General features: G+C 42.6%; 1 protein-coding gene. It reads right to left on the reverse strand.

The window, feature by feature from the left end:
- Positions 1-549 (reverse strand): hypothetical protein (locus D8862_RS09550; RefSeq protein ID WP_185760875.1); only part of this gene is annotated, 549 nt, incomplete at both ends.

Consider the following 549-nt stretch of genomic DNA (forward strand, 5'->3'; position numbering starts at 1 on the left):
ACTAGCTGATACTGATGCTGAAGTTGATTCACTTGCAGATACTGATGCGCTAGTTGATTGACTTGCTGATACTGATGCTGAAGCTGATTCACTTGCAGATACTGATGCGCTAGTTGATTGACTTGCACTTACAGATGCTGAAGCTGATTGGCTAGCTGATACTGATGCTGAAGTTGATTGGCTAGCTGATACAGATGCTGAAGTTGATTGACTTGCACTTACAGATGCTGAAGCTGATTCACTTGCTGATACAGAAGCTGAAGCTGATTCACTTGAGGTTACAGATGCTGAAGTTGATTGACTAGCTGATACTGATGCTGAAGTTGATTCACTTGCAGATACTGATGCTCTAGTTGATTGACTTGCTGATACAGATGCTGAAGCTGATTCACTTGCAGATACTGATGCGCTAGTTGATTGACTTGCACTTACAGATGCTGAAGCTGATTGGCTAGCTGATACTGATGCTGAAGTTGATTGGCTAGCTGATACAGATGCTGAAGTTGATTGACTTGCACTTACAGATGCTGAAGCTGATTCACTTGCTGA

The sequence above is a fragment of the Streptococcus oralis genome (genome assembly GCF_003942585.1).
In the GTDB taxonomy this organism is placed as follows: domain Bacteria; phylum Bacillota; class Bacilli; order Lactobacillales; family Streptococcaceae; genus Streptococcus; species Streptococcus oralis_BE.